This window comes from Mycobacterium sp. NPDC004974 (assembly GCF_053600815.1).
Window position 1 is genome coordinate 446576 of record NZ_JBSGAQ010000004.1, and the last position, 21458, is coordinate 468033.

The 21458-nt window shown below is 65.9% G+C and carries 21 protein-coding genes and 1 pseudogene; 9 read left to right on the forward strand and 13 right to left on the reverse strand.

Features of this window, described 5'->3' with window-relative positions:
• Positions 1-11 precede the first annotated feature (11 nt).
• Together ACWEFV_RS13020 and ACWEFV_RS13025 are read left to right on the forward strand one after the other, a co-directional pair.
• Positions 12-1358: an NAD-dependent succinate-semialdehyde dehydrogenase gene (locus ACWEFV_RS13020; protein WP_450070450.1), complete on the forward strand. Its 1347-nt coding sequence runs from the start codon at positions 12-14 to the stop codon at positions 1356-1358.
• A 122-nt stretch (positions 1359-1480) separates the two neighbouring features.
• On the forward strand, positions 1481-2629 hold the full coding sequence (locus ACWEFV_RS13025; protein WP_450070451.1) for a Zn-dependent alcohol dehydrogenase: 1149 nt from the start codon (positions 1481-1483) through the stop codon (positions 2627-2629).
• Here the strand turns inward: ACWEFV_RS13025 and ACWEFV_RS13030 are convergent.
• Positions 2607-4397, reverse strand: a complete 1791-nt coding sequence (locus ACWEFV_RS13030) for a flavin-containing monooxygenase (protein ID WP_450070452.1) — start codon at positions 4395-4397, stop codon at positions 2607-2609. The two genes, ACWEFV_RS13025 and ACWEFV_RS13030, sit on opposite strands and share 23 nt — an antisense overlap.
• A gap of 101 nt (positions 4398-4498) precedes the next feature.
• The gene (locus ACWEFV_RS13035) at positions 4499-5116 is read right to left on the reverse strand and encodes a TetR/AcrR family transcriptional regulator (protein ID WP_450070453.1); all 618 of its coding nucleotides are present in this window, start codon (positions 5114-5116) and stop codon (positions 4499-4501) included.
• Between the two features lie 127 nt (positions 5117-5243).
• On the opposite strand from ACWEFV_RS13035, the gene ACWEFV_RS13040 reads away from it, so the two are divergent.
• A complete protein-coding gene (locus ACWEFV_RS13040; protein WP_450070454.1) occupies positions 5244-5840 on the forward strand; it encodes a TetR/AcrR family transcriptional regulator in 597 nt (198 codons plus the stop codon).
• 11 nt (positions 5841-5851) lie between these two features.
• Here the strand turns inward: ACWEFV_RS13040 and ACWEFV_RS13045 are convergent, their stop codons facing one another.
• Positions 5852-7315, reverse strand: coding sequence for an aldehyde dehydrogenase (locus ACWEFV_RS13045; protein ID WP_450070455.1), 1464 nt, complete (start codon positions 7313-7315; stop codon positions 5852-5854).
• 190 nt (positions 7316-7505) lie between these two features.
• Here ACWEFV_RS13045 and ACWEFV_RS13050 point away from each other — a divergent pair, with 190 nt between their 5' ends.
• Positions 7506-8336 (forward strand): N-acetylmuramoyl-L-alanine amidase, encoded by an 831-nt coding sequence (locus ACWEFV_RS13050; protein WP_450070456.1) that lies wholly within the window; start codon positions 7506-7508, stop codon positions 8334-8336.
• Between the two features lie 248 nt (positions 8337-8584).
• On the opposite strand, the gene ACWEFV_RS13055 is transcribed toward ACWEFV_RS13050, so the two are convergent.
• The 3 genes from ACWEFV_RS13055 to ACWEFV_RS13065 all read right to left on the reverse strand — a co-directional run bounded on the left by ACWEFV_RS13055 (position 8585) and on the right by ACWEFV_RS13065 (position 11487).
• Positions 8585-9094 carry a hypothetical protein gene (locus ACWEFV_RS13055; RefSeq protein WP_450070457.1) on the reverse strand — a complete coding sequence of 170 codons (510 nt, stop codon included), beginning with the start codon at positions 9092-9094 and terminating at the stop codon, positions 8585-8587.
• Between the two features lie 601 nt (positions 9095-9695).
• Complete coding sequence (locus ACWEFV_RS13060) at positions 9696-10799, reverse strand: sensor histidine kinase (RefSeq protein ID WP_450070458.1); 1104 nt, start codon at positions 10797-10799, stop codon at positions 9696-9698.
• A complete protein-coding gene (locus ACWEFV_RS13065; RefSeq protein WP_450070459.1) occupies positions 10792-11487 on the reverse strand; it encodes a response regulator transcription factor in 696 nt (231 codons plus the stop codon). The genes ACWEFV_RS13060 and ACWEFV_RS13065 overlap by 8 nt, the downstream gene beginning before the upstream one ends.
• An 87-nt stretch (positions 11488-11574) precedes the next feature.
• Between ACWEFV_RS13065 and ACWEFV_RS13070 the strand changes: the two genes are divergently transcribed.
• The 3 genes from ACWEFV_RS13070 to ACWEFV_RS13080 are packed head-to-tail and all read left to right on the forward strand — an operon-like array spanning position 11575 to position 13944.
• Complete coding sequence (locus tag ACWEFV_RS13070) at positions 11575-11946, forward strand: hypothetical protein (RefSeq protein WP_450070460.1); 372 nt, start codon at positions 11575-11577, stop codon at positions 11944-11946.
• Positions 11947-11950: 4 nt separating this feature from the next.
• Positions 11951-12589 (forward strand): M15 family metallopeptidase, encoded by a 639-nt coding sequence (locus ACWEFV_RS13075; RefSeq protein ID WP_450070461.1) that lies wholly within the window; start codon positions 11951-11953, stop codon positions 12587-12589.
• A complete protein-coding gene (locus ACWEFV_RS13080) occupies positions 12586-13944 on the forward strand; it encodes a DoxX family protein (RefSeq protein WP_450070462.1) in 1359 nt (452 codons plus the stop codon). The genes ACWEFV_RS13075 and ACWEFV_RS13080 overlap by 4 nt, the downstream gene beginning before the upstream one ends.
• Positions 13945-14027: 83 nt before the next feature.
• Here the strand turns inward: ACWEFV_RS13080 and ACWEFV_RS13085 are convergent.
• Positions 14028-14165 (reverse strand): annotated as a pseudogene (locus ACWEFV_RS13085) (IS110 family transposase); the annotation flags it as partial.
• Between the two features lie 144 nt (positions 14166-14309).
• On the opposite strand from ACWEFV_RS13085, the gene ACWEFV_RS13090 reads away from it, so the two are divergent.
• A complete protein-coding gene (locus tag ACWEFV_RS13090) occupies positions 14310-15350 on the forward strand; it encodes an LLM class F420-dependent oxidoreductase (RefSeq protein WP_450070463.1) in 1041 nt (346 codons plus the stop codon).
• A gap of 180 nt (positions 15351-15530) precedes the next feature.
• Here ACWEFV_RS13090 and ACWEFV_RS13095 read toward each other — a convergent pair whose 3' ends face one another.
• The gene (locus tag ACWEFV_RS13095) at positions 15531-16187 is read right to left on the reverse strand and encodes a TetR/AcrR family transcriptional regulator (RefSeq protein WP_450070464.1); all 657 of its coding nucleotides are present in this window, start codon (positions 16185-16187) and stop codon (positions 15531-15533) included.
• Between the two features lie 79 nt (positions 16188-16266).
• Entirely contained in the window at positions 16267-16683 is a 417-nt protein-coding gene (locus ACWEFV_RS13100; RefSeq protein ID WP_135452968.1) for a hypothetical protein, read from the reverse strand.
• Between the two features lie 29 nt (positions 16684-16712).
• Here ACWEFV_RS13100 and pdxR point away from each other — a divergent pair, with 29 nt between their 5' ends.
• Positions 16713-18134, forward strand: a complete 1422-nt coding sequence (pdxR, locus tag ACWEFV_RS13105; protein WP_450070465.1) for a MocR-like pyridoxine biosynthesis transcription factor PdxR — start codon at positions 16713-16715, stop codon at positions 18132-18134.
• Here the strand turns inward: pdxR and ACWEFV_RS13110 are convergent.
• The 4 genes from ACWEFV_RS13110 to ACWEFV_RS13125 form a co-directional block, all read right to left on the reverse strand.
• Positions 18127-18429 carry a ferredoxin gene (locus ACWEFV_RS13110; RefSeq protein ID WP_450070466.1) on the reverse strand — a complete coding sequence of 101 codons (303 nt, stop codon included), beginning with the start codon at positions 18427-18429 and terminating at the stop codon, positions 18127-18129. The genes pdxR and ACWEFV_RS13110 overlap by 8 nt on opposite strands.
• Complete coding sequence (locus ACWEFV_RS13115; protein WP_450070467.1) at positions 18426-19565, reverse strand: Rieske 2Fe-2S domain-containing protein; 1140 nt, start codon at positions 19563-19565, stop codon at positions 18426-18428. Before ACWEFV_RS13115 ends, ACWEFV_RS13110 begins: the two co-directional genes overlap by 4 nt.
• 125 nt (positions 19566-19690) lie before the next feature.
• Positions 19691-21154, reverse strand: a complete 1464-nt coding sequence (locus ACWEFV_RS13120) for a hypothetical protein (RefSeq protein WP_450070468.1) — start codon at positions 21152-21154, stop codon at positions 19691-19693.
• 3 nt (positions 21155-21157) lie between these two features.
• The gene (locus ACWEFV_RS13125) at positions 21158-21454 is read right to left on the reverse strand and encodes a type VII secretion target (protein WP_450070469.1); all 297 of its coding nucleotides are present in this window, start codon (positions 21452-21454) and stop codon (positions 21158-21160) included.
• Positions 21455-21458: the final 4 nt, after the last annotated feature.

Below are 21458 nucleotides of genomic sequence, written 5' to 3' on the forward strand. Positions count from 1 at the left end.
TGGAGAACACAATGAACCTGTATGTCGTGACCGACCCGGCCACGGGCGACGTCGTCAAGAAGTACCCGACCGCTACCGACGCCGAGATCGAGGCCGCCCTGGCGGCTGCGGTGGCGGCCGGCAAGACGTGGGCCAAGGCGACAACAGTCGCCGAGCGCGCTGCGCTGATCCGTCGCGTCGGTGAGCTACATGCCGAGCGCGCGGACGAACTCGGCGCGATAATCGTGCGTGAGATGGGCAAGCCGCTCGCCGCGGCGATCGGCGAAGTCAAATTCAGCGCCTTGATCTACGAGTACTACGCCGACAGTGCCGAAGCGCTACTGCGCGACCAGCCGATCGAATTGCTCGACGGCACTGGCGAAGCGCTGATCACGAGCAGCCCCTACGGCGTCCTTCTCGGGATCATGCCGTGGAACTTCCCGGCCTACCAGGTGGCCAGGTTCGCCGGGCCCAACCTGTGTGTCGGCAATACGATCCTGCTCAAGCACGCCCCGCAATGCCCGGAGTCGGCTGCGGCGATCCAGCAGATCTTCGACGACGCCGGCTTCCCCACCGGGGCCTACGTCAACATCTACGCCACCAACGAGCAGGTGGCCAGGCTCATCGAACACCCACGGGTGGCCGGGGTTTCGCTGACCGGTTCCGAGCGCGCCGGCGCGGCCGTCGCGGAAATCGCGGGGCGCAACCTGAAGAAGGTCGTCCTTGAGCTCGGCGGTTCCGATCCGTTCATCCTGCTTTCCACCGACGATCTCGACGACACCGTCGCCAAGGCCGCGGCGGCCCGCCTGGACAACACCGGACAGGCGTGCAATGCGGCGAAGCGGTTCATCGTGGCCGACGAACTCTACGACGCGTTCCTGGAGAAGTTCACCGCCGCCGTGCTCGCCGCCGCCGAGAGCATCACGCCGCTGTCCTCGGTCCTGGCCGCCGAGCGCTTGCAGGCGCAGGTCGACAGCGCCGTCGAACAGGGCGCGACGCTGGCCAGCGCCGGCGACCGCCATGGCGCGTTCTTCCCGACCGGCGTGCTGACCAACGTGAAACCCGACAACGACGTCTATTACCAAGAACTGTTCGGGCCGGTTGCGATGGTCTTCCGGGCCGGATCCGAGGACGAAGCGCTGGCGCTGGCCAACGACACCCCGTTCGGGCTCGGTTCCTACGTCTTCACCACCGATGCGGAACAGGCCAAACGGGTCGCCGCAAAGATTGACGCCGGCATGGTCTTCATCAACGGAGTCCAGGCCGACGGCGTGGAACTGCCGTTCGGTGGCATCAAGCGTTCCGGCTTCGGACGCGAGCTCGGCACGCTCGGCATCGGAGAGTTCGTGAACAAGAAGCTGATCCGCACCGTCACGTGAGGCGCGGTATGACGGCCATGATGCACCCGCGGTTCGATATGATCAACTGATTGTTAATCCCGGGCTACTTCTGCGGCCTCGAGATCTCGCACCAATCGGAGACTGATCATGGGCATCAACCGATGAGAAGCCGCGCCGCCATCGTCTACGAATACGGCGCCCCCTGGCAGGTGGAAGAGTTCGAACTCGACCCGCCGCGTGCCGGCGAGGTGTTGGTGCAGCTCGCCGCCGCAGGCCTGTGCCACTCCGACGACCACATCCGTCGGGGCGTCATGGTCCCGCCGCCGAACGGCGGCCCCCGCGCACCGATGACCCCCACCATCGGCGGCCATGAGGGCGCAGGCGTGGTCGTCGAGGTCGGCGACGGCGTCACCCGGTTCTCCCCCGGCGACCACGTGGTGACGTCGTTCGTCGCTGTGTGCGGCGAATGTCGTTGGTGCACAACCGGCATGGAGTACATCTGCGATGCCGGCGCCGGAACGATGATGCCCGGCATGCCCACCGACGGCACCTTTCGCCACCACACCCTCGACGGCGGCAACCTCGCGCATGTGTCCAAGATCGGGGCTTTCGCCGAGCACACGGTGGTATCGGCGGCCTCCCTGGTCAAGCTCGAGCCGCACCTCCCCCTGGTTCCGAGCGCACTGCTCGCGTGCGCGGTGCCGACCGGTTACGGCTCGGCCGCCAATCGGGGCGGAGTGCGCGGCGGCGACACCGTCGTGGTGATCGGCGTCGGCGGGATCGGCACCGCAGCAGTCCAAGCCGCCCGCATCAACGGCGCCGCATCGATCATCGCCGTCGATCCCGTTGAGTTCAAACGGAAGTCGGCACTGACCTTCGGCGCCACCCACGCGGCGTCCACGGCCGACGAGGCATTCGATCTGGTACGTGAACTCACCCGCGGGGTGATGGCGGACAGCGTCGTCGTGTCTCCTTCAGCGATCGGCGAATCCGACGTCCTCGACGCGTTGAGTCTCACGCGCAAGGGTGGGACGTGTGTGCTCACCGCCATGTCAGCACCGGGGACCCGACCGTTGAATTTCAATCTTCAGGACTTCGTCCTGATGAACAAGAACCTGTGCGGCACCGTCTTCGGCTCGTGTAATCCGAAGGCCGACATCCCACGTCTGGCCGGTCTGTACGATTCCGGGCTGCTGCAGCTGGACGAGATGATCACCAAGCGCTATCGCCTCGACGACATCAACGATGCCTACGCCGACCTCGCCCAGGGCGAATTGATCAGGGGTGTCATAGATTTCGGGATCGCATAGCCGCACCGGCGATGTCGAGGCCCTCGAGGTTTCCGGCGGTCCGCCACGTAGCCAGGATGTCTGCGTATTCCATCGGACTGCCGAAGAAGAAGCTGCCCTGACGCAATCTCACGTCGGCCTGGCCCTCGCGGTTGTAGTAACCCGGCGTGCACGATTCACGCCGCCCGGCGATGACATCGGAACGCGCCACCACGGTGTCGACCCATGCCGATTCGGCGTCGGCGGTTGCTTCGATCACCGCCGCGTCGTGCTGCAGCGCCCAGGCGATCGTCCAGGCGATGTGACGAGACTGGGTGTCGATGAGGTAGGGAAAGTTCACCGTGAAGCCCGATTGCGCGATGCTTTCGATGAAACAGTTCGGAAAGCCGTTGACCTGTAGACCGTGGAACGAACGCACACCGTCGGCCCACTTCTCGGTGAGCGTCAGGCCGTCACGGCCGATGATCTCGAATCCGGTCCGGCGTGCGTACTCGGTGCCCACCTCGAAACCGGTCGCGAAAATGAGACAGTCCAACGGATATTCGACGTCATCGACGACGACGCCGCGTTCGCTGATCTGCTGGACACCGTGGCCGCGGGTGTCGACGAGGGTGACGTTCTCGCGGTTGAACGCCTGCAGGTATTCATCGTGGAAGCAGGGGCGTTTGCAGAAGTAGCCGTACCACGGCTTGAGCGCCTGCGCGGTAACGGAATCGGTCACGACAGCGTCGATCCGGGCCCGGATCTCTTCCATCTTGGCGAAATCCGCCAACTCGGCGACGGTAGCGGCCCCAGGTGCCGTGTCGCGGACGATCGGCAGCTTCTTGGTGAGGCTCGTCCAGGCATCGTCGACCAGATCCTCGTCGGCGGTGCCGCCGGCGGTGAGCATCTGAAAGTTCTCGATGCGACCCTGTTGCCAACCGGGCTCCAGCGATGCCGCCCACTCCGGATCAGTGGCCCGGTTGGCACGCACGTCCACGGTCGAGGGGGTGCGCTGGAAGACGTACAACTGTCCCACGGCACCGGCCAGGCGGGGCACACACTGGATCGCGGTCGCGCCCGTGCCGATGATGCCGACCCGCTTGTCGGTCAGGTTCTCCAATTGGGAGCCGGTGTACCCGTAGTCCCACCGACTGGTGTGAAACGTGTGCCCCTGGAACGACCCCATTCCCGGAATGCCCGGCAGTTTGGGCTTCTGCAGGTAGCCGTTGGCCATCGCCACGAACCTGGCCCTGATGGCATCGCCATGGTTTGTGGCGATGCCCCACCGTGATTCCTCAGGCATCCAACGGATTTCACGCACCTCGGTCTGCAGGCACGCATTGCGGTACAGATCGTAGTGCCGGGCGATGCGCTGGCAGTGCGCGAAGATCTCCGCGCCTTTCGCGTACTTCTCGGTGGGAACGTAGCCGAGTTCCTCCAGCAGCGGCATGTACACGTACGACTCGACGTCGCAGGCGATACCCGGATATCGGTTCCAGTACCAGGTGCCGCCCACGTCGGCCGCCTTGTCGATCAATCGCACGTTCTCGACGCCGAGCTCCCGCAGCCGCGCCCCCGTCAACAGTCCTCCGAATCCGGCACCGATGATCGCCACGTCCACGTCGTCGGTGAGCGGTTCCCGGCTGAAATGCGGGTCAGCCCAAGGGTCTTCGCCGAAGCCGGCGAATTTGCCCGCCACCTCCACGTATTGGGCGAGGCCATCGGGCCTCAGCCGTCGCTCGCGCTCGGCCGCGTACTTCCGGCGTAACTCTTCGACGTCAAAGGTCGAGCCGTCAACGTCGGTCACCGTCGCACCTTCTTCCAGCCTGATCACGCCCGCCCGACTATATAATCAACCAATTGATCACATCAATGGTCTAGACGGCGATCCCGCAGGCCGCGCGGCCGTCAGCGGTGTACGAATAGAGTTCCGCGGATCATCTGCTTGGCCGAGTTCAGTGCCCGCTGGTAGGTCTGCGGCGACGACTGCGTCGCGGCCAGTTCCGTCAGCCCGTAGACGAGCGCATAGATCGCCTCCACCGCCGCGTCGCGTTGCACTTCCCCGCGGCGGTTCCGATACGCGTCGTCGACGATGCCCTTGACGATGCCGCGGAGCGCCTGGAACCCGCCGTCACCGGCCCCGTCCGGATACACGGCGACGGCGCTCTGACCGCGAATGGCCCATTCGAAGGCGGCGAGCTCGGGATACTCACGCATCAACCGGCCGGACTCGTCGAGCACGGCGTCGATCCGGTCGACCGCGTCACCAGGTACTTGCGCTGCGCCCCGCAGGCGCGGAAGCGCGATGTCGGCGCGAGCCGCGATCGCGGCCTCCATCAACTCCGACTTGTTCGAGAAGTAGTTGTACAGGTTCGCGCTGGTGATTCCCGCGCTGCGGGCGATCTCCCGAATCGTCGCCCGGGCGTAGCCGACCTCGGCCACACACTGCATGGTCGCCGCGATGATTCGCCGACGCGTCTCTTCACCGTTCGCGCCGACTGGGCGACCCAATTGGGGCACCGCCATCGCCGACTCCTTCCGGTCCGGGCCTATGACATGTCGGCCCGATCGTCCTTCGGATGGTAGCGCGCAAACAGGACCCGAGCGGCGGTCAAGCAGCCGGTCGACTCGATGGCCGACATATGCTGAGCCCATGACGGTGCCTTCCCCGCAGCTCGGCCGCCCGGTGGGCGCCAGCGGCGAAGCGACCCGGGAGCGAATCATCGCCGCCGCCATACGATGTGTCGCCGAGGTCGGCTACGCCCAGGCCACCATCCGCGAGATCGCGCGCACCGCAGAGATGACCAGCGGCAGTCTGTACCACTATTTTTCGAACAAGTCGGACCTACTGGACGCCACGATGACCAGAATCGAGGAGATCACCCTCCCCTGGTTGCGGGCTGCCGCCCAGAGCCACGCCGACGTCACCGACCGGCTCGATGCGGTCTTGAACGTAACAGCGGACTTGTTGCGCGAGTATCCCTATCTGGCCGCATTCGAGCAGGCCATGCGAGCGGAGGGCTCAGCGCTGCCCCTACACAACATCTTTCGCGAGGTGATCGGTGACGCACGGCAGCAGGGAGCGTTGGCCCGTGACTTCGACGCCCAAGGAGCGGCCGACGCGCTCTACGCGCTCAGTCGCGGCTTGATCGCGCAGGCGGCCGACCTCTCACCAGACGCGTACCGCGCCACCAGCGATGCGGCCAAGCGACTGATCCGTGGGACGGTGCTGCCCGCACAGGGTGAGTGAGACGTTCGGAGTCAGTTCACCGCCTCGGCGACCAGCTTGGTCTCCAGGTATTCCTCGAAGCCGGCCAGGCCCATCTCACGACCGATGCCCGACTGCTTGTAGCCGCCAAACGGCGCATCCGCCGAATACCACACGCCGCCATTGACATTGACCGTCCCGGTCCGCAACCGCGAAACGATCCAGGCGACCCGCTCGGGGTCAGTGCCAAAGACGGTGGCGGACAGGCCGTAGGGCGAATCGTTGGCGATGCGGACCGCGTCGGCGTCACCATCGTGGGCCAGCACCACCAGTACCGGCCCGAAAATCTCTTCCCGGGCCACTCGTGCCTCGTTGGTTAATCCACTGATCACGGTCGGCTCGATGTAGAAGCCGGCGCCGGAGGGCCTGCCGCCACCGCAGGCGAACGTGCCGCCTTCTCCGAGCGCCAGATCCAGATATCCCTGCACCCGGTCCCGCTGCCTGGCCGAAATAAGCGGACCGCAAAGAACATTCGGGTCCCGCGGATCACCGAAAGGAATCTGCGCCATCGCCTCAGCGACGGCGGCGACCGCTTCGTCGTACCAGGTCCGGGGCACCACGAGACGGGTGGTCAGCGCACAGCCTTGACCCGCGTGGGTCGTCACGGCGAATGCCGCCCGCGTGCAGGCCGCAGCCAGATCGGCATCGTCGAGTACGACGAACGCCGACTTGCCGCCGAGCTCGAGAAAGACCTTCTTGATGGTGTGCGAGGCCGCCGCCATCACCGAGCGGCCCGTCGCGGTGGATCCGGTGAGAGACACGACATCAACCCGCGGATCCTCAGCCAGCATGGCGCCGAGACGGTGCTCCGACGACGTGACGATGTTGACGACACCCGGCGGAAAGTCTGTCTGCTCCACGATGATCCGGCCGACCTCCGCCGCACACCACGGGGTGTCGGGTGCCGGCTTGAGTACCACCGTGTTTCCGGCCGCAAGCGCCGGACCCAACTTGGCGAAGGTGACCTGATGGGGAAAGTTCCACGGCGTAATGGCCCCGACGACACCGAACGGCTCACGCACCTGTGTGCGTTTCGTCAGCACGCCGAGTGGTTGCGCCACTCCGAGATCGACACTCCACGGGTAATTTTCGGCGGTATCGGCGGGGAACGCGAGGTCGTTGATCGGACCTTGCAGATGTCCGCCCCGGGTCAGCCGGACCGGAGCACCGGCCTCGGCGACCGTGATGTCCCGCAGCCTCTCGATGTCGGCGTTGAGCGCGTCGCGCAACTGCCTCAGGCAGTGCACGCGCAACGCGACGTCGCGCGACCAGTCCGTCTCGTCGAACGCGGCGCGGGCCGCCGCGATGGCGCGGTCCATGTCTGCGCCGTCGCCGTCCGCTGCCGTGCCGAGCGGCTCCTCGGTGGCCGGATTGATGGTCGGGAACTCACCGCCACCGCCGGGTGCCAGCCGGCCGTCGATCAATAGCTGGGTCACCGCGCCGGCGGTCGCTGTCATGGCAGCAGCGTAGTTACGGGCCGCGCAGGTAATCAAGCAATTGATCACATAGTGGAGGCCGCGTCGCCGGCGGCAAGCCGAACTGGGGTCCGATAGGCCGCGCAGCACTTGATCGTGTTCTCAAGGGCACTTGACACACGCGGCTTCGAACGGCCCATGTCAGGCCGGGCGGCTACGTATCGTGACCACGATGGACCCGCAGCCAAGCCGTGGACCAGGGACGCAGCTCGACGCCCTGAGTCGTCGGCGGCTGATGCAGATCGGCGGCAGCCTCGGGCTGGCCGCAACGCTCGGTGCTTGCGCCGACAACGCCGAATCGACTTCGGCGCCCACCGCCCCGTCAACGAACGCCACGCCCGCTCCACTCCCTCAACCGGCCGCCGTCACTCCGCTGCCCCTTGAGCCGGCCCCGGCCACGACGATGGCCAGCGGGCGGCCCATGGTCCAGATCTGCCGGCAGGCATGGGGCGCGGCACCGGCCCGACCTGGCGGACGTCCTCACACCATCACGCGAATGACGTTGCACCACACCGCCGTTGTTCTCGGCGACAATCGGCTCGCCCCGAGCCGGTTACGTCAGCACCAGCGCTTCCACCAGAATGACCGGGGATGGATCGACATCGCCTACCACGTGAGCGTCGATCGCAACGGCAACATCTACGAACTACGCACCCCGGAGATCGCCGGCGACACCGCGACCAACTACGACCCCACCGGACACTTCCTCGTCCTCTGCGAGGGTGACTTCGACCAGGAGCCCGTCAGCGATGCCCAACTCAACGGTGCGGCAACAGCATTCGCCTGGGCGGCCCAACAATTCCATCTGGCCAGCGGCACCCTGGGCGGGCACCGCGACTTCGCCGACACCTCCTGCCCAGGCGCCAACCTCTACGCCCACCTCACCTCCGGTGATTTACACAGCCGCATCGATAGCCTGCTTGCCGCCGGGCCCGTCGACCTGCAACGGCTCTGCGGAAAAGAAGCAGCCATCAAAGTGGCAGACATCGAAGCCGGACGGTGACAGAACTCGACGATTGTGTCGAGATGCAGCGAAGATTGACGGGACGCGCCGAAGGATGGCGTGAACGCAGTCGCTTCTGGCTCGGTGGCTCAGGTCTACGTCAACGCGGAGTGAGCCAGCGATCGGCGTGTAGCGCGACGTGAACGTGTCCGTGACTTGCAGGCGCTGCTGCTTGACACCGGAGCGCCTCGGGGCGCGGTGGCGTCCTGGCGGATCTCAGCCTCGCGCGGATCCCGATGGGCTCTGGGTCAGAGACGGGCAGGTCTCAGCGGCTCAATGACCTGGGCCTCGGAGCGCTCGCGCAGTTTGAGAAGCGCCTCATCCAGGCTCGAGCCGAGCAGGTGGAGGGTGTTCATGCCGCGCGATTCCCACACCGGATACTCCTTATCGGCAATGCGGCTTGCGACGTCCCAGAGGAGAAGGTCGCCATTCTCGCTCCAGCCGAAGACTTCGAGTCGTTCGGCGAGGTCCCAGCTACCGTCGGGCTCGATCATCCAATCAAATTCCTCCTCTTCGCCGTCGCGGAAGACCGCGTGGAAGTGCTCGGTGAGGTTCGCTGCACGGGCCCGCCCGTCTGCGAAACCGGGTTGCACGGGCGGGTAGATGAGCCACAGGCCGAACGTGCGGGCCCAGCCGTAGGAGCGAACAAACTCGCGGTAGCTCTGGGGGTACCCTCCGCCGTCCGGGAAACGGAACGAATCGAGTTCCTCGAAGTCGACATGCTCGAACGACGGGGATTCAGGCGCGGGGACACTCATGACTCGATTATGTCGGGTTGCTGGAGCCACGCCCCTGGAGCCAGATATAGCGAAGGCGGCCCGTCAGCCCCACACCAGGAACACAACGCGTTCGTGTCCTGACACTGCAGGACCGCGCTACTTTGACAGAACATGGGCGTGTCGCGAGCGCTTGTTAATCCTCGTTGCAAAACGCGAGTTCGACCACCATACCGCTGCCCGCGAAGCCTGCCTGTCGTCCGTAGTGAGCATCCACACCGCAACTCACACTTCTGTGTGCCGGACCAAGATGCCCTGCGCTACAACGGGATAGTGTCCAGTAGAGCGAACCTCCCGATCGCCTAAACTCTCTATGCTGACGGAGCTGCGTAAGCAGCGTGGATTAGCAGACAACATGCCGGACGCCAGGCAAGTGCCGCCAACGACAGCGGGACCGGACAGGGATACGCCCCATGACGGCCACGCCAGGCCGTATAGCGCGCTGATGACCCTCACTCGTCTTGCCAGCCAAGCAATTTCGGCCGGTAGTACAACGGTCGAATATTTGCCCAACACGATATGCACGCCGCGTCAACGGGTTTCATGCAGGCCGCTGATTACCACCGGCGCTCAGGCCCTCCTGTCATAGCCGCGCGGGTAGTTGCACCGTGACGCGCAGCCCACCGGTGGGTCTGGGCGTGAGGGTGAGGGTTCCGTCGTGCGCCTGGGTGATGCTGTTGACGATTGCCAGGCCGAGGCCGACACCCGCGTGGTGGGTGCGTACGCGTTCAGTGCCGCGTTGAAACGGCTCGACGAGCGTGGAAACCAATTGTGGGGAGAGCATCGCGCCGGTGCTTTCGATAGTGAGCACCACAGTGTCACGGTGAACGCTGGTCGTTACCCACACGGTGCCCTGTTCTGGCAGGTTGTGGACGATCGCGTTGTGCACGAGGTTCGTCGTCATCTGCAGCAGCAGCGCGGGTGAGCCGGTGGTCGGGGCGGTGACGCCGGAGGTCTCGAGGGTGACGCCGCGTTCTTCGGCGAGGGTGAGGAGCGTTTCGGTGGCGTCTTCGGCCATCAGGGACAGGTCGACGTGTTCTGAGGTGAAGGACCGTTGATCGGCGCGGCTGAGAAGGAGCAATGCTTCGGTGAGGTCGATCGCTCGGGTGTTGACGGCGAGCAGGCGGTCGACGAGTTCGCCGGTGTTGCTGTGCGGGTCGTTGCGGGCCACATCGAGAACGGTCTGCGTGATCGCCAGTGGGGTGCGCAGTTCGTGGGAGGCGTTGGCTGCGAATCTCCGTTGTTCGGCGACGTATGCGTCGAGCCGTTCGAGCATGGTGTCGAAGGTGTCGGCGAGTTCGCGGAATTCATCTCTGCGGCCCGGTAACCGGATCCGGTGCGAGAGTGATCCGTTGGTGGCTACCCGGGTGGCTTCGGCGATGTGCGCCAGGGGCTTGAGCATCCAGCCGGCAAGAAGCCACCCTCCGACGAGACCGAACACCAGCAGGAACGCCAGCACTGCGGCCGCCGCCGGAGCGAAGGCACGTAGGAGGTTGGACTGGATAGGAAACACACCATCAGTCATCGTGTTGTCCGTGCTTCCGGGGATGATCTTCATCCGGTCGGGGACGTAACGCAGTAGGAACAGCCACACGGCGGCGAGCAGCAAGGCGCCGGCGAACATGAGGAACCCGGCGTAGCTGAGGGTGAGTTTGAGGCGGACACTCACCCCAGGGGTTCTATCCACGGTCACCCCCTTCGCGTTCGGTGGCGGGTGCTGTGTCGATGCGGTAGCCGACACCGGCCACGGTGGCGATGATCCAGGGTTCGCCGAGCCGTTTGCGCAGTGCCGAGACGGTGATGCGCACGGCGTTGGTGAACGGGTCGGCGTTCTCATCCCACGCACGTTCCAGTAGCTCTTCGGCGCTCATGACACCGCCTTCGGCAGCGACGAGGACCTCGAGCACCGCGAACTGTTTTCGGGTGAGCGCGATGTAGCGGCCGTCACGAAAGACCTCACGGCGGAACGGATCCAGCCGCAGGCCAGCGATCTCTCGCACGGGTGGTCTGTGATTGGCACGCCTGCGGTCGAGCGCTCGCAGACGCAGCACGAGCTCTTGGAGTTCGAAGGGTTTGGTGAGGTAGTCGTCTGCGCCCAGCCCGAACCCCGAGGCTTTGTCGTCGAGCCGGTCGGCAGCGGTGAGCATCAGGATCGGCATGCCGCTTCCGGAGGCGACGATGCGTTCGGCGATCTCGTCACCAGAGGGTCCGGGGATGTCACGGTCGAGGACGGCGATGTCGTAGGCGTTGATGCTCAGCAGTTCCAGAGCAGTGTCACCGTCACCGGCGATGTCGGCGGCGATCGCTTCCAGACGCAGACCATCGCGGATGGCTTCCGCCAGGAGGGGTTCGTCCTCAACGACCAATGCACGCATGCTCTCAAGCTACGAGGCCGCGCATATCGCCGGCATATCGAAAATCACATACGTGCTGACAACACCGCACTGCCTTGACTGGCGGCCATGACATACAACAGTTCAGCACACGCCGCAGTCCGCAGCACACGACGACCGCTGGCCATACTGGCCATCGCCGCCCTGATCGGCTCGGGATCTCTGACCATCGCTGCCCAGGCCGGCGCCGACCCTGGTGGCGGAGGTCGCACTCCCGAACAGCAGGAAGCTGCGCTCAAGTTCGCCCAATGCGTCCGCGGCAACGGAGTGCCCGACTTCCCAGACCCTGCCACCGCGCAGGATCCTCTCATCGACACCACGAAAATACGGGGCGGCGTCAGCGCCCGCAGCATTCCCGAACTCCGGCCCGCGGTGGACGCGTGCCACGACTTCTTCACCGCCGCGCTACCGGGGCCAGCGGAAACTGGCCGGCCGGGCTGAAGCCATGACCTACAACCAATCAGCACGAGCAGCAGCCCGCCATATCCCCGCCGCCGCCTTCGCTGCCGCTGTAGTGCTCAACGCGGTGCTTATCAGTGTCCTCGCCCACCAGTCGCTGGCACCTGTTGCGGCAACTGCGCACCGTCCTTGGAAAGCAAGCGCCCCGGAGGTCCAGCTGGCATCGGAAGTCACCGTCGTTGATGGCGCCGTCCCTGACGGTGTGACGGTCTTCGACGACGAGATTCCGGCTGTAGTCAACCTCAACGCCGATCTGCTCGCTGCCCTGCGCCACGCTGCAACCGATGCCGCGGGCGACGGTGTCGAGTTCGTCGTAAACAGCGGCTGGCGTTCCCCGACGTACCAAGCTCAGCTGCTTCGCGAAGCGGTCTCGGAGTACGGGTCGGAGGCGGAAGCTGCCCGATGGGTGGCCACCCCCAACACGTCTGCTCACGTGTCAGGGGACGCGGTCGACATCGGACCGTCGGATGCCGCCGCATGGCTGCCCACGAATGGCGCCGGGTACGGGCTGTGCCAGATCTATGGCAACGAACCCTGGCACTACGAACTGCGTCCCGACGCCGCCGATCACGGATGCCCGCCCCCATACGCCGATCCCACCCAGGACCCAAGGATGCAGCAGTGACCAGCACGCTCGGCCAGATTCAGCCCAGGTCCGTCGACGCTCGCACCACAGGGGCGAGCTGGCATCCGCTGTGGCGGACCGCATTCCGATTCTGCGTCGTCTATATCGGCCTGTATTGCGTGCTCACCACGTATATCCCGTTCGAGCTGTTGGGCATCCTCGGCCGCTCTGTCCGCAGCGGGCCGTGGATTGTATCCCTGACCGACCCCGTCACCGGTTGGGTGGGCAGAACGTTTTTCGGGGTCGACGCAGTGCTGCACGAGGACTCCGGAGCCGGCGACCAGACCGCCATCTGGGTGCTGGTGTTCTGCATCCTGGTTGCCGCGGTGGTAGCCACCGCCGTGTGGACTGCCGTCGACCGTCGCACCTCCCACCCCCGGCTGCTGGCATGGTTCACGCTGCTCCTTCGGCTGTGCCTGGGCGGACAGATGCTGTCGTTCGGATTTGCCAAGCTGATCCCCACCCAGATGCCCGGCCCCACGCTGGCACAGATGTTGCAGCCGTACGGCAGCTTCAGTCCCATGTCGGTGCTTTGGCTACAGGTCGGCAGCTCCTATCCATATGAGATGGCCCTCGGCGCTGCGGAAGTCCTAGCCGGGCTGCTGCTGTTCGTGCCTCGGACCGCGGTGCTGGGCGCCGCATTGAGTCTGGCGAGCATGACTCAGGTCCTCCTGATGAACATGACCTTCGATGTACCGGAAAAGCTGCTCTCATCGCACCTGCTCTTGATCAGCCTGGTCCTGCTCGCCCCGTACCTGCGTCGGCTGGTCAATGTGTTTGTGTTGCAACGCGGATGCGAACCGCTGGCGCAAGCCCCACTGTTCACCGACAACCGGAAGAACCGCATCGCAGCTTGGGTTCAGGTGACCATCGGCATCTGGGTCGCGTTCGGTGGCGGCTTTGACCGCTGGGTGGTCTGGCAAGATCAGTACGGCGCCGCCAGCCCGAAGTCCGAACTGTACGGAATCTGGGACGTGCGGGACTTCACCCTCGACGGGCAGCCGGTGCCACCGCTGACCACCGACGAGAATCGTTGGCAACGAATTGTTTTCGATGACCCCGGAGCAGCAACCTACCAACAGATGAACGGTGAACTGGTGCCGGTACACGCCGACTTCCTCGCCGACGGCCAGCTGGAACTCACCACGCTGACAAACACAACCGGCGGAAAGGACGGGCGCGGGCCACCCTTCGCGACGCTGTCTGCTGAGCAACCCACCCCGGACCGGCTGTTACTGCACGGGAATCTGCGTGACCGTCCGGTTGCGATCAACCTGGAACGCGTGGATCCGAACAGCCTCACTTTGCGCAGCCGCGGATTCCACTGGGTGCAGGACTACGCGTACTTCGGCTGATATGCAGGCATGGTTTATCAAAGGCAGGTGAGAGCCGCCCCGCTTCAGTGCGGGGCGGCTCCGATCAAGTTTTCAGTGTGCGGTCACTGCAGGGTGGCCAGTAACCAGCACCAACCGGCCAGCTCGCGGGCGATCGCGACATCGGCCACAACGTGAGGCTTGTTGCGTCCGGTGAACCTGCACCGCCGTTGATGTAGTCGCCGGTTGCCGACGTAGCCCCTTCGACCGTTGCGGAGGAGTCAGTTTCATCAGCCAACCAACTACCTCTCACTTGTCAATCTTCGTTGCATCTCTACAACTCTTCTCGCCCAAAAGCTGCACAACCCCGCGTCCCAACCAACTGGTTGGGTTGCTACACTCCTGCGATGCGCACTGGCATCTTCCTGAGTTATGCCGGCGGCTTCAAAGAGGCTGCCGACCAAGTCGTCGAACTGGAGAAGGTGGGCATCGACATCGCCCTGGTCGCCGAGGCGTACTCCTACGATGCGATCAGCCAGCTCGGCTACCTCGCCGCCAAGACCTCCACCATGGAGCTCGGCACCGGGGTGGTCCCGATCTACACCCGCACGCCGGCCCTGATGGCCATGAGCGCGGCCGGCGTCGACTATGTGTCCGACGGCCGGTTCCGCCTCGGCATCGGCACCTCAGGCCCGCAGGTCATGGAAGGCTTCCACGGCGTACCGTTCGACGCGCCGTTGGGCCGCACCCGTGAGGTGGTGGAAATCTGCCGCAAGGTGTGGCGTCGCGAGAACCTGGATTACGACGGCAAGTACTACCAGCTGCCACTGCCCGCCGACCGCGGCACCGGCCTGGGCAAATCGCTGCATCTGATCAATCACCCTGTCCGTGAGCGCATTCCGATCACCATCGCGGCACTGGGGCCGAAGAACGTCGAGCTGACCGCCGAGATCGCCGAGGGCTGGCAACCGGTGTTCTACCTCCCGGAGAAGGCCGACGACGTGTGGGGCGACGCCCTGCGGGCCGGGGCCGCCAAGCGTGATCCGGCACTCGGGCCACTGGACGTCATGGTCAGCGCCAGCCTGGCCATCGGCGACGACGTCGAGGACCGACTCGCCTGGGCGAAACCCCAACTGGCGCTGTATATCGGTGGCATGGGCGCACGCGGGCAGAACTTCTACCACAAGCTGGCCACCCGGTACGGCTACGGCGAGGTGGCCGACCACATCCAGGACCTGTTCCTGGCGGGCAAGAAGGCCGAGGCCATCGCGGCCGTGCCCGACGACCTGGTGCGCAACGTGTCGCTGGTCGGGCCGAAGGGATTCGTCAAGGAGCGGCTCGCCGCCTACGCCGAAGCCGGGGTGACGACGATGCTGGTGCACCCGCTGGCCACCGATACCGCCGAGACCGTGAAGTTCTGCGAGGAGCTCGTCTCGCTCACCCAGTAGGGCCGGAGCGCGGGCGGTGGTACGGCCACCCGTCGCAAATTTGACGGTTCTCGAAATTGCAGTACCCGACTACTCACATCACCTCCCCTGGGAGAAGTGACCATCAACCGGTCACACCGCCCCAAGGGAGATGAGAGATGGTTCGTTCGTGCCTCGGCTGGGCCAGTAGGTTCGGCGCCGTCAGGCAGGCGTCTTGGGAGCCGGACGCTTGCCGAGTGCCGCATTCAGCAGCAACGATTCGAACAGCCGGTTCACGCCGTCCATCTCTTCTGGTTCGGTGACAGCCGCCGCGTGCGCGAAACCGTCGACAATCGCGCCGATCACCCGCGCCACCTGAACCGGGTCGTACTCCGCGGCGATCAACCCGCCCCGCTGCCCCTCGACGACCGAACGCGCGAGCGCGTCCGTCATCCGGGCACCCTGACGCGCGTAGCCCGCGCTCAGCTCCTGGTGCCGACGCGCGTCGATCGGCGCGGTCGCGACGAAACCGGCGAGTTCGGGATACTCGCGGTTGATCCGGATCGATTCGGCCAGCGCCGCACGCAGCAGTTCGTGCATCGAACGCGGCCCGGCCATCGCCGGTGCGGCACTGGCCAGGATCTTGCCGTAGACGTCGTCGCAAACCGCTTCGAACAACTTGTTTTTCGTGCCGAAGTGGTAGTAGACCGAGCCCGCCGTCACGCCGGCCACCTCGGCGATCTGGTTGTTGGTGGCCGGTCCGTAGCCGAACTCGGCGAAGCAGTGGCAGGCGGCGTCGATGACCCGTTGGCGGGTGTCGCCGCTGTCGATGCCCGCGGGCCGTCCCGGTCCGGTTCTGGCAGTCTTGGGCGCGCTCATCGGACCATCTTGACGCAGAGACACGGGGTCCGGGGTGACCACGTCAGTTGTCAACCGCGCTCCCGACCAACCGCCGCGCCTACTGCCCGATCCACTCCCGGGCCCGCGCGAGGGTGCCCGCCCGATCAAACGTGTCGGCCTCCCAAGTGGTGGACCGGACGTCGCCGCGGTCTCCGTAGCGGCGCATGATGTCGACGTGGTGCGGCAGACCGATAAACCGTTGCAGTGCTTCTCGGCTCGTCCAGACCGAGATCGACCCGCTGAGACCCGAAGCGGGCAGGCTCCACAACCACAGCCCGACCGCGCCCGGCATGGCATACCAACCTTCCCGCATCCGCATCCCGTTGTAGGCGACGCCCGGCAGATGCCTCAGAGAATGCGCGGCATATTCGGTCACGCTTACGACGACCGGCCCGTCGTCGGCGGCGGGCCCGGGCATCCAGGAGACGATCAGCGGTCGGACGACGGCTGAGGCGAGGTTGTTGATCGAAGACATGCCATCACGATCGCTCCTAGTATTGGTATATGTCAGGGTCCAATAGTGGAGGCATTCAGCAGACCAATTTTGCTGATGCCGGATTTCCCCCGGATCTTCTGGTCGCCCTGGATCGGACGTCGCGCGACGGGCTCGCGGTGCAGTTGCAACATCAACTCCGCGTGGGAATACAGCAGGGCCGGCTCGCGGCAGGGTCACTCCTACCGCCGTCCCGCGCGCTGGCAGCACAGCTCGACGTGGCCCGCAGCGTCGTCGTCACCGCCTACGAACATCTGGTCGCCGATGGCTACCTGACCGGACGCCAAGGTTCCGGAACGAGGGTCAAACAGGTTGCCCCACAACCATCTCCGCACGTACGTCGCGCGCGGGATCCGGTCGCGCCGTTGGGCGGCGGCCTGCCGGACGCCGCATTGTTTCCGCGTACCGAATGGCTGCGGCACTACCGCAACGCTCTCACCGAGGTGCCCAACGCCCAGCTCGGCTACCCCGGCCCGCTCGGAACTCGCCCGCTGCGCGAAGCCCTCTCCGATTACCTGGCCCGGGTACGCGGAGTTGCGACCACGCCCGACCGGATGATCGTCACATCGGGTCTCACACAGGGGATCGTGCTGCTGGCCCGGTCACTGCGGGCGCGGGGATGCCACACCCTCGCCGTCGAGGACCCATGTTTCGGATTTCACCGCGACGCCATCGCACGCGCCGGACTGCGCGCGGTGCCGGTACCGGTCGACGAGAACGGGCTCGAGGTCGCGAGATTGGCCGAACTCGACGTCGACGGCGTGCTGGTGACTCCCGCCCACTCGTATCCAACCGGTGTCGTCCTCGCCGCGGACCGCAGGGCAGCGCTGATCGAATGGTCCCGCGACCGGAACACGCTGATCATCGAAGACGACTACGACGCCGAATTCCGTTACGACAGAAGTCCTGTCGGCGCCCTGCAGGGACTCGACCCGGATCACGTAGCCTATGCGGGCTGCGTGAGCAAAACGCTGACTCCCGCCCTGCGACTCGGTTGGATGGCACTGCCGCCCTGGCTGGTGGAGTCCGCGGCGGCCGAAAAACTGTACGACGACATGGGCAACTCCGCGCTCGAACAACTTGCCCTGTCCCGGTTCATCGGCACTGGCGGGTTGACTCGCCACCTGCGGCGGGTGCGCCCGATGTATCGCCGGCGACGCGACGCCATGCTCGCGGCGATCAGCGCGTCGATGCCTCAGACGCAGCCGACGGGAATCGACGCCGGCCTGCACGTCTACCTTCGGCTGCCGGGCAACTCGGACGAGGACACCGTCGTGGCCACCGCCCGGGGTCAGGGACTGCGCCTGGACGGCGCACGCTGGAATTGGGCCGACCCCGATTCAGCGCCGCCGGCCCTGGTGATCGGATACGGCGCACTGGGCGAGGCCGCCATCCGCGACAGCATCAGTCGGCTCGCGTCGATCCTCACCTGATCGACGGGGCGTCAGACCTGCTCTCCGCGTCTGCCAAGGGCAGCACGCCGTCGATGGTGGCCACCACGACCGAAGCAGCCATCGCATCGCAGCCAAGGAACAGACCACGATCGCTGTGGCCGGCGAGCGCCTCGGCGTCGCGACGCTGCCGGCACAGTCCGGTCGCCGTGGCATTCCATTGCACGCTGGTCTGCTGCCAACTGCTCTTCCGCGCCAGGACGACCGCGCCGCAGTTGCGACACGACACCGGCATCATCGGGAATTCTTCGAGCCGAGGGTCGAGACGGACGGTCATCGTGCCGGCTGGGTGGTGGCGCCGGCAGCGATGTTTTCTTCGATCTCCTGAGTCCAGACATGCTGCGCGCTCGTGGTGTCGATCTCGTATTCGAACCGGTCGACCATGTCGGCGGCCACATCGGCAGCGTCGACGTAGAACTGTTCGTACCATCGACGCAGCTGGTACACCGGCCCGTCTTCCTCGCACAGCAACGGGTTGTCGATGCGGGCCTTGGTTTTCCAGATCGCCACGTCTTGTTCGAAACCGATCTTGACCCAGTCTCCCAGCGCGACGGCGCTCTGCATGGCCAGCTCGTCGGACACCCCTTCGGCCTTCTTGACGATGATGCCGTATTGCAGGACAAACGAATTCGCGTCGATCGGATAGTGGCAATTGATCAGCACGCTGTGATGATCGGCCTCGACGTAGTGGTACGTCAGATCATCGATCATGAAGGCCGGTCCGTAGTACGACGCCACCGAGGTGGTGCCGAGCATCGTCGCGCCCCCGACATCGTGGCGGTCGGCACGGGTATTGGCATTCATGTACTGCGTTGCGATGTGGCCTTCGAAGATGTTCTTGAAGTGCGTGGGCAGTGATCCGTGCACGTAGAAGAAGTGCGCCATGTCCACCACGTTGTCCACGAGCTCACGGCAGTTGGCGTTGACGACCGTTGTGTACCAATGCCAATCGGTCCACTGGTCGCTGGTGGCACCTTCGATGCGCGGAATCGTCACGTCGGCCGGCGGCGGATTGCCCTCCGGGTCGTTCCAGACGAACAGCATCCCGTCCTGCTCAAGGGTCGTCCAGGTGGCGGTGCGAGCCAGTCGCGGAGCGCGCCTGCCGTACGGCACGTTCTTGCAGCGACCGTCACCGCCCCACCGCCAGTCATGGAAGGGACAGGCGATCTCATCGCCCTTGACCTGGCCTTGGGCCAGGTCACCACCCATGTGCCGGCAGTATCCGTCGAGCACGTTGATCTTGCCGTCGCCGCCGCGGAAGATGACGAGCTTCTTGCCGAACACGTTGATTCCGTGGGGTTTCCCGTCGCCGAGGTCGCGGGTCAAACCCAGGCAGTGCCAGCCCCGCGCGAAGCGTCCCGGCGGCGCTTCGGCTTCTATCTGGCGCACCTCGTACTCGGATTCCATCGTCATCGGGGACCCCCTCCGAAATTTCGCGGCGACCGTTACTCACGTCTCAATACGGTCTAACACCGAGATGGCCCACTGGTGCCAAAAGTCCCACTGGCAGGGATCAAAATCCGACTTGACGCAGACATCTAGCCGCCGACCTGCGGTAGCTCGTCGGCGGCGATCTCACACGGACTCTCGCCTGCCGGTGCCGCCGTCTGCGCGGCCGGCGGGGTCGGGACCCCGGGCGCAGCAACCGCGGCGGCGGGCCGCGGTTCGGACTGCGGTTCGACGGCGGTGTCGGCAGGCGCCGGTACGGCGGTCGAATCCGCCTCGACCGCCTGATCATCGGCGGCCGCGTCCGAGTCGGTGTCCTCCTCGGCAGCATCTTCGGCGGTCTCGTCATCGCGGTCTTCGTCCTCGTCGCTCGATTCGTCGAGGCTGTCCGCATCATCGGCACCATCGGCCGGGTCAGCGATCTCCGGTGTGTCGAGCTGCCCGGGCAGCGAGGTGTCGGCGCTCGACCCCAGCGATCCGTCCGCGGTTGATCCGATCAGCCCGCCGAACAAGTCGGCGAGTTGTTGACCGAGGCCGGACACCCCGGATCCCATGCCTGACAACCCGGCCCCGGGCAGTCCGCCACCCGGCGGCGAGCCCCATCCGGCGGCCGGATCGGCTGCGGCGGGATTGGTCGCCGGCGGTATCACAGGGGTCACCGGATCGATCGCCGGCGGTGCGAGAGTTGGTGCCGTAGAGGCAATCTGAGGGGCCGGCGGCGGCAGGCTCACCGCGCCGGCCGGGGACGTCCACGACGCCGGGCCGGAACCGGCCGACGGTACGAATCCCGCGGGAACCGACCCGGCACTGCCCACCCGTGGATCCGCCAGAGCCACCGCGCCGATCCGCGGTGTCAACGACGGTCCGAGATCGCCGGGTATCTCGAACACCGGAGCCGGGCCATCGGCGAGAGCCGCGATCGCCGCGGCGTAGGCGTCGGCCACCGCAGCGGTCGCCGAGCGCATCGCCGGCACCCAGTCGGCGCCGATGTCGTTGGCGACAAACGGTTTCACCTGCGCGTCGATCAGTTCACTGGCTGCGTCGCGATCTCCGAGCCCCGCCCGCACGATGCGCGCCGCGGCCAACCAGTCCTGGCGTTGTGCCGCGCATCGTGCCTCGATCCGCTCGGTCACGGCAACCTTGGTGTCGACTGCCCGCCACAACTGCTCATGCAGTGCGGCCAGGGTGTCGGCGGCCCTGCGCACGGCGGCGACCGCCTGCTGGGCCGCGCCGCCCTGGCGGTGCAGAAACTCCCGCGCGGCCTGTGCGCCGCGTCCCTGCCATGCCTGCTCGAGTGCGGTCAGCTGATCGTCCTGCAGCCGCAGTGCCTGTTCGGCCGACTCCGCGACCGCCGCCAGCGCCGTGCAGTCGGCGTCCAGCGTCCGCAGGTCCAGGCCGTCCTCCGTGCCGTACCAGTCCTGCACCTGGCCGACGTGCGCGGTGAGGTCCGGATGCTGGTAGCCCACAAGGCCGCAGGCCGACACGAACTCGGCAAAAGTCTCGACCGCAGGCTGCCCCTGATCCAAACGTCGTGCGACATCACCGATTTGGGCCACGTCTCAGCCCACCCGGGCGGCCGCGCCGGCATCTGCAGCGAGGTAACGGTCAGTGGTGTTCCGCAGTACCGCAACAACCTCGCCTGCCGCCCGGGCCCACTGGAGAAGTGGCGCGATCCGCTCTTCGAGCGCGGCCCGCAGCGACTCACCCGACGCGGTGTGCACCCGGCCGGCCGTCGCGCCGTCGAACCGCAGCCGCACCTGGGCGCCGGCCTCTATGATCTCGGCGGCAGCACCGAATTGTCGTGCCACCTGCAGAAGCGCCTCGGCGTCGACGCGCGCGGCAGTTACATCTCCCATGCCC